Source organism: Kitasatospora sp. NPDC036755 (genome assembly GCF_040636595.1).
Classification (GTDB): domain Bacteria; phylum Actinomycetota; class Actinomycetes; order Streptomycetales; family Streptomycetaceae; genus Kitasatospora.
The window spans coordinates 1-7,664 of sequence record NZ_JBEZUT010000381.1 but is presented as its reverse complement, the minus strand read 5'-3'; the positions used below and the strand labels follow the sequence as shown (position 1 = coordinate 7,664).

Below are 7,664 nucleotides of genomic sequence, written 5' to 3'. Positions count from 1 at the left end.
GGGGGCCCGCCCCCCCCCGCCGCCCCGCCCCCGCGCCCGAGCCGTCAGCCGGCCGTCCCCACCTGCTGCGCCCGCAGCACCGTCACCTCCGCCGCCAGCGCCGCGATCCCGTCCGTCCCGACCCGGCAGCAGCCGCCCACCAGCCGCGCGCCGTCCGCGAGCCAGCCGCCCACCCGGGCCGAGCGGAACGTCGGTTCCCCGCGCCAGCCCCGGCGGGAGGCGTCCCAGCTCTCCCCACTGTTCGGGTAGACCACCACCGGTTTCCCGGTGACCTCGGCGGCCACCGCCACCGCCCGGTCCGCGTCCTGTGGCGTGCAGCAGTTGACTCCCACCGCGACCACCTCGTCCACGGCGGCAGCCAACGCGAAGGCCTCCGCCAGCGGCTGCCCGGCCCGGGTCCGGTCGCCCTCGATGCTGTACGACAGCCAGGCGGGCACCCCCAGGCCGCGTACCAGCCCCAGCAGTGCCCGCGCCTCGTCCGCGTCCGGCACCGTCTCCAGCGCGAGCACGTCGGGCCGGGCCGCCGCCAGCACCTCCAGCCGCGGCCGGTGGAAGTCCGCCAGCTCGGCGACGCTCAGCCCGTACCGCCCCCGGTACTCCGAGCCGTCCGCAGACACCGCCCCGTACGGGCCCACCGAGGCCGCCACCCAGCGCCGCCGCCCGCCCGGCTCCTCCCGCGCCGCCTCCCGCGCCAGCTCCACGCTGCTCGCCAACAGCCGCGCGGCCTCCGCCCGGCCGACCCCGCGGCGCGCGAAGCCCTCGAAGCTCGCCTGGTAGCTCGCCGTTATCGCGACGTCCGCACCCGCCGCGAAGTACGCCCGGTGCGCCGCCACCACGGCCCGCGGGTCGTCCGCCAGCAACCGCGCGGACCACAGCTCGTCCGTGAGGTCGTGCCCGGCGGCCGCCAACTGGTTCGACATCCCGCCGTCGAGCACGAGTGGACCTGCGGCCAACGCGGCGGCGAAGTCCGGCGGGGAAGCAGTGGGCATGTCGGTCTCCTCTGGCAGAGTTCCTGGTCACAGCCTAGGGGGACGGCCCCCGGCCGGGCAGGAAAACCATTTGCCGCCGGGGAAGGCACTCGCTACGTTGTGCTCAGCCCGAGAAGGACAGCACCGGCGGAGCGGGCCCGGCGGCACCGGCGAACACGGAGAGGAGCCCGGCGATGGCAGCGGACGACCAGCCGCCCCCGACCGGGCCCGGCGAGGAGGAGTGGCTCGCCGCGTACGACCCGCGCGCCTACACCCCGGTCGCCGTCACCGTGGACGTGGTCGCTCTGACCCTGCGCCACGGCAGCCTGCACGTCCTGCTCGTCGAACGCGGCGCCCCGCCCCACCAGGGCTGCTGGGCGCTGCCCGGCGGCTTCCTGCGGGCCGGCGAGGAGGGCCTGGACGAGGCCGCCGCCCGCGAGCTCGCCGAGGAGACGGGCCTGCGCAGCGCCTCCGGGGCCGAAGCCCTGGGTCGCCTCCACCTCGAACAGCTCGGCACCTACGGCGCCCCCGAGCGGGATCCGCGGATGCACGTCGTCTCCGTCGCCTACCTCGCCTTCGCGCCCGACCTGCCCGATCCCCGGGCCGGGACGGACGCCGCGGCCGCCGCCTGGCACCCCGTCTCCGACCTGGACCTCCGGCCCCACGGCCGGTCCCGAGCCGCCGGTGCGCCCGCCGACACCCACGGGGGTGGCGTCGACGGGCGCACCGGCCCCGGCCCGCTCACGCTGGCCTTCGACCACGCCCGCATCCTCGCCGACGGCCTCGACCGGGTGCGCGCCAAACTCGAGTACAGCCCGCTGGCCACCGCCTTCCTGCCCCACGACTTCACCATCCCCGACCTCCGCGCCGTCTACGAGGCGGTCTGGGGCGAGCGGCTCCACCCGGGCAACTTCCACCGCAAGGTGCTGTCCGTGCCCGGCTTCGTCGAGAGCACCGGCACCACCACCGAGCGCGGCGGCGCTCGCGGCGGCCCCCGCGCCCGCACCTACCACGCCGGCGACGCCCGCCTGCTGCACCCGGCGCTGCTCCGCCCCACCCGCGACGGCACGGCCGACGCCGACGGGCCCCCCTGAGGTTCCGCGGCCCACGGCAACACCGCCGGACGGCCGGGCTACCATCCGGCCATGACCACTGACGAAGCGGCGACCACCGAGCAGGCGATCCCGACCCCCCACCGACCCTTCTCCCACTGCCACTTCTGCGGTACGCCCTACCCGCCCGACACCAGCGCCTGGCCGCGCACCTGCCCCGGCTGCGCCGAGATCAGCTACCGCAACCCGCTGCCCGTCGCGGTCACCGTGCTCCCCGTCACTCGCCCCGACGCCGACCCGGCGCTGGTCGTCATCCGCCGTACCATCGAACCCGGCTACGGCGAACTCGCCTTCCCCGGCGGCTACATGGACTACGGCGAGAGCTGGCAGCACGCCTGCGTGCGCGAACTGCACGAGGAGACCGGCATCGTCGCCGACCCGGCCGAGGTGACGCTGATCCACACCGCCTCCGACCCGGGCGGCCGCTTCGTCATGCTCTGCGGACTGCTCCCGGCCCGCCCGCTCGCCGACCTCCCGCCCTCGCGCCCCACCGACGAGACCGACGGATGGCTGCTCGCCACCGCCGAGACCCCGCTCGTCTGGGACTTCCACAACGGCGTCCTGCGCCGCTGGTTCAGCGGCGAGTTCACCCCCCGCTGAGCTGCCGGCCGCCCAGCGGCCGACCCTGGCGCGGCGCGCGATCACATGGCATGGTCTGCACCGACAGCCCAACCGGACGGGTCTGCCACGAGCCCTCCCGTCCCCACCACCGGCCGGGAGACCACCACCGTGAGCACCCCACCGCAGGACCAGCCGCTCTGGCGCCCCAACCCCGCTCGCGCCGCCGCCACCACCGTGGTGGCCTTCCAGGCCTGGGCCGCCGAGCACCACGGCGCCCCGGCCGCCCCGCTGGCCCCGGCCGCCGACGACCGGCAGGCCGCCGAGCGCTACGCGGACCTGCACGCCTGGTCCACCGAGGACCTCGACCGGTTCTGGACGGCCGTCACCCAGTGGTTCGACGTCCGCTTCACCCGGGCCCCCGAAGCCGTCCTCGCCGACGCCGCCATGCCCGGCGCCCGCTGGTTCCCCGGCGCCCGCCTCAACTACGCCGAGCACGCCCTGCGCGCGGCGGAGAACCCGGCCAACGCCGACCACCCCGCGATCCTCCACCTCGACGAGACCACCGAGCAGCCGGTCGTCCTCACCTGGTCCGAGCTGCGCCGCCAGGTCGGCTCGCTGGCGGCCGCCCTGCGCGCCCGCGGCATCGGCCCCGGCGACCGGGTCGGCGCCTACCTGCCCAACGTCCCGCAGGCCGCCGTCGCGCTGCTCGCCACCGCCGCCGTCGGCGCGATCTGGACCAGCTGCGCCCCCGACTTCGGTGCCCGCAGCGTCCTCGACCGCCTCCAGCAGATCGAGCCCTCCGTCCTCTTCGCCATCGACGGCTACCACTACGGCGGCAAGGACCACGACCGCACCGAGGTCGTCGCCGAGCTGCGCCGCGAACTGCCCGGCCTGCACACCGTCGTGCACGTCCCGCTGCTCGGCGCCCCCGCCCCCGAGGGCGCCCTGGCCTGGGAGGACCTGGTCGCCGACGACGTGCCGCCGGTCTTCGAGGCCGTCCCCTTCGACCACCCGCTCTGGGTCCTCTACTCCTCCGGCACCACCGGCCTGCCCAAGGCCATCGTCCAGAGCCAGGGCGGCATCCTGCTCGAACACCTCAAGCAGGCCGGCCTCCACCTCGACCTCGGCCCGCAGGACCGTTTCCTCTGGTACACCTCCACCGGCTGGATGATGTGGAACTTCCTGCTGGCGGGCCTGCTCGTCGGGTCCACGATCGTCACCTACGACGGCAGTCCGGGCCACCCCGACACCGGAGCCCTCTGGTCGGTCGCCGCCCGCACCGGGGCCACCGTCCTCGGCACCTCCGCCGCCTACGTGATCGCCAGCCGCAAGGCCGGCCTCCACCCCGGCCGCGACCTCGACCTCTCCGCCGTGCGCTGCATCGGCACCACCGGTTCCCCGCTCCCGCCCGACGGCTTCCGCTGGATCTACGAGGAGGTCAAGGAGGACGTCTGGCTCGCCTCCGTCAGCGGCGGCACCGACGTCTGCTCCTGCTTCGTCGGCGGCGTCCCCACCCTCCCGGTCCACCTCGGCGAGATCCAGGCCCCCTGCCTCGGCGCCGCCGTCGAGTCCTGGGACGTCCAGGGCCACCCGCACACCGACACCGTCGGCGAACTCGTCGTCACCAAGCCCATCCCGTCGATGCCCACCGGCTTCTGGAACGACCCCGAGGGCACCCGGTACCACGACAGCTACTTCGACATGTACCCCGGCGTCTGGCGCCACGGCGACTGGATCACCGTCACCTCCCGGGGCACCGTCGTCATCCACGGCCGCTCCGACTCCACCCTCAACCGCCAGGGCGTCCGGATGGGCTCCTCGGACATCTACGAGGTCGTCGAACGCCTCCCCGAGATCGCCGAGTCCCTGGTCATCGGCCTGGAGGAGCCCGACGGCGGCTACTGGATGCCGCTGTTCGTCGTCCTGGCCCCCGGCGCGGAGCTGAACGACGACCTGATCGGCCGCATCCGCACCTCGCTGCGCACCGAACTCTCCCCGCGCCACGTGCCCGACGAGGTCATCGCCGTCCGCGGCCTCCCGCACACCCTCACCGGCAAGCGGATCGAGGTCCCGGTCAAGCGCATCCTCTCCGGCACCCCGCTGGAGCAGGCCGTCAACCCGGGCTCCGTCGACCACATCGAGCACCTGCGCTTCTTCGAGCGGCTCCGCCTCGAGCGCACGGCCTGACCGGCCCGGCGCACACGAAAGGGGCGCTCCCACCGCGACGGCGGGAGCGCCCCTTCCTCGTTGTTCCTACGGCGTTGTCCTACGGCGTCACTCGCCGGAGAGCACCTGCTGCGCCGCGGCCCGCGCCTCCTCGGCGCTGTCCGCGGCCCGGGCCGCCTCGGCCGCCCGGCGGCACTGCGCCAGCGTGTACTTGGCGAGCGCGGTGCGCACGTAGGGGATCGAGGCCGCGCCCATCGACAGGCTGGTGACGCCAAGACCGGTCAGCACCACGGCCAGCAGCGGGTCGGAGGCCGCCTCGCCGCAGACGCCGCAGCTCTTGCCGCTCGCCCGCGCGGCGTCGGCCGCCGAGGCGACGAGGTCCAGCAGGGCCGGCTGCCACGGGTCCTGGAGCCGGGCCAGCGCACCGACCTGGCGGTCGGCCGCGAAGGTGTACTGCGCGAGGTCGTTGGTCCCCAGCGACAGGAACTCGACCTCCTGGAGGATCGACCGGGCGCGCAGCGCGGCCGACGGGATCTCCACCATCGCACCGAACTTGGCGTCCAGCCCGGCCTCCCGGCAGGCGGTCGCGAAGTCCTTGGCGTCCTTGCGGTCGGCCACCATCGGGGCCATCACCTCAAGGTGCACCGGCAGCCCCTCGGCGGCCTTCGCCAGCGCCTCCAGCTGGGTCCGCAGCACCTCGGGGTGCTCGAGGAGAGTACGCAGACCGCGCACGCCCAGCGCCGGGTTCGGTTCGTCGGCCGGGGTCAGGAAGTCCAGCGGCTTGTCCGCGCCGGCGTCCAGCACACGGACCACGACCCGGCCCTCGGGGAAGGCCTCCAGCACCTTGCGGTACGCCTCGACCTGCTTCTCGGCGCTGGGCGCCTTCGCCGAGTCGTCCAGGAAGAGGAACTCGGTGCGGAACAGGCCGACGCCCTCGGCGCCGTTCTCCAGCGCGGCCGGTACGTCGGCCGGGCCGCCCACGTTGGCGAGCAGCGGCACCCGGTGCCCGTCCGAGGTCTGCCCCGGGCCGGAGGAGGCGGCCAGCGCGGCCCTGCGCTCGGCGGCGACCGCCCGCAGCTCGTCCTGCTTCTCCTGGGACGGCTCCAGCAGCACGTCGCCGGAGCTGCCGTCCACCGCGACGACGGTGCCCTCGGCGACCTCGATCGCACCCGGCAGCGCCACGACGGCCGGCACGCCCATCGCCCGGGCCAGGATGGCGCTGTGGCTGGTCGGCCCGCCCTCCTCGGTCACGAAGCCGAGCACCAGCGTCGGGTCGAGCAGCGCGGTGTCGGCCGGAGCCAGGTCCCGCGCGAACAGCACGTACGGCTCGTCGCTGTCCGGCACGCCCGGCATCGGCACACCGAGCAGTCGGGCCACGATCCGGTTGCGCACGTCGTCCAGGTCGGCGACCCGTCCGGCCAGGTACTCCCCGGCGGAGGCGAGCAGCGCCCGGTAGGCCGCGAACGCGTCGTACACGCCGCGCTCGGCACTGCTGCCGACGGCGATCCGGCGGGACACGTCGGCCATCAGCTCCGGGTCCTGCGCCATCAGCGCCTGGGCCTCCAGCACGGCCTGGGCCTCGCCGCCGGCGAGGTTGCCGCGCGCGATCAGGTCGGCGGCGACCGCCTCGACGGCGGCCTGGGCACGGGCCTGCTCACGCGGGGCGTCCTCGGTCGGGATCTGGGTGGCCGGGGGCTCCAGCACCGCCGTCCCCATGTGCCGCACCTGGCCGATCGCGACCCCGTGGCTCACGCCCACGCCGCGCAGCGTCTTCTCCATGTCACCTGTCTCCGCTGAGATGAGCGGCCCAGCCGGGAACCGCTGTGTGAGGGCCGCCCCGTCATCTCGTCCGGGGCGGGTGTCGTAAGAAAGGGGTCAGCTCCAGCTGAACAGCTGCTCGCCGGCCTTGGCCTCGCCGTCCTCCCGCAGGCCACCGAGCGAGTCGGCGGTGGCCTCCAGCGCCACGATCGGCGAGATCGGCGACTTGCCCGCGGCCTCGACGGCGGCCGGGTCCCACTTGATGACGGCCTGACCGCGGGTCACCGTGTCGCCCTTGGCGACGAGCAGCTCGAAGCCCTCGCCGTTGAGCTGGACCGTGTCGATCCCGAGGTGGGTCAGCACACCGTGGCCCTCGGCGTCCACGACCACGAACGCGTGCGGGTGCATGGAGACGACGACACCGTCCACCGGAGCGACCGCCGTGGTCTGCTCACGAACGGGGTCGATCGCGGTGCCCGGGCCGACCATCGCACCCGAGAACACCGGGTCGGGCACGCCCGCGAGCCCCACGATCTTGCCGGTCAGCGGCGACGTCACAGTGGTCATGGTTGTGCCTCCCAAGTGCGCAGTACAGCGAGTTGCCGCGAGGAGCGGCACGACGATCAACTGAAGCCTAAATCATGTCAACTTCGGACAACTGCTGACATTCCCGGGCAAGGACCCCGCCCGTGCCCGCCTTGCCGGCCGGCGACTCACCGACCCGCGAGTGGTCTAGTCCTCTTGGCTCCGATGCGCCGCACTCTACAGGCATCTTGGCGAATCGGGACCATTGCTGTATATGCTCGCGAGAGCAACAAATCATGCCGCCGTCCGGATGACTCCCGGTGCGCCCCGGTTCGCGCTCGGGCTGTCGACCCGCTATGGTTGGTCGAGTCGCCGCAACTCTGCGGTTAACGCCAGATTTCGGATGCGAAAAGCCCCGGTAAACGGAGCGGAAAGCATCTGGTAAGCTGGAAACACGAAAGAACGAAGCCCGGAGGGTTCGCTGGAAGGCGGTCCGAAGGAAGCGTCCGTTCCTTGAGAACTCAACAGCGTGCCAAAAGTCAACGCCAGATATGTTGACATCCCCGGCCTCGGT

At 74.0% G+C, this 7,664-nt stretch carries 6 protein-coding genes; 3 read left to right on the top strand and 3 right to left on the bottom strand.

The window, feature by feature from the left end:
• Positions 1-44: 44 nt before the first annotated feature.
• Positions 45-989 carry a homocysteine S-methyltransferase gene (gene mmuM / locus AB0E96_RS35685; protein WP_359830063.1) on the bottom strand — a complete coding sequence of 315 codons (945 nt, stop codon included), beginning with the start codon at positions 987-989 and terminating at the stop codon, positions 45-47.
• A 173-nt stretch (positions 990-1,162) separates the two neighbouring features.
• Between mmuM and AB0E96_RS35680 the strand changes: the two genes are divergently transcribed.
• The 3 genes from AB0E96_RS35680 (at position 1,163) to AB0E96_RS35670 (ending at position 4,828) form a co-directional block, all read left to right on the top strand.
• Positions 1,163-2,062, top strand: a complete 900-nt coding sequence (locus AB0E96_RS35680) for an NUDIX domain-containing protein (protein WP_359830061.1) — start codon at positions 1,163-1,165, stop codon at positions 2,060-2,062.
• Between the two features lie 51 nt (positions 2,063-2,113).
• Positions 2,114-2,680, top strand: coding sequence for an NUDIX domain-containing protein (locus tag AB0E96_RS35675; protein ID WP_359830059.1), 567 nt, complete (start codon positions 2,114-2,116; stop codon positions 2,678-2,680).
• A 129-nt stretch (positions 2,681-2,809) separates the two neighbouring features.
• Entirely contained in the window at positions 2,810-4,828 is a 2,019-nt protein-coding gene (locus AB0E96_RS35670; RefSeq protein ID WP_359830057.1) for an acetoacetate--CoA ligase, read from the top strand.
• Positions 4,829-4,915: 87 nt separating this feature from the next.
• Here the strand turns inward: AB0E96_RS35670 and ptsP are convergent, their stop codons facing one another.
• Both ptsP and AB0E96_RS35660 read right to left on the bottom strand, forming a co-directional pair.
• Positions 4,916-6,586 (bottom strand): phosphoenolpyruvate--protein phosphotransferase, encoded by a 1,671-nt coding sequence (gene ptsP / locus AB0E96_RS35665; RefSeq protein WP_359830055.1) that lies wholly within the window; start codon positions 6,584-6,586, stop codon positions 4,916-4,918.
• A gap of 96 nt (positions 6,587-6,682) precedes the next feature.
• Positions 6,683-7,132, bottom strand: a complete 450-nt coding sequence (locus tag AB0E96_RS35660; protein WP_359830053.1) for a PTS glucose transporter subunit IIA — start codon at positions 7,130-7,132, stop codon at positions 6,683-6,685.
• Positions 7,133-7,664: the final 532 nt, after the last annotated feature.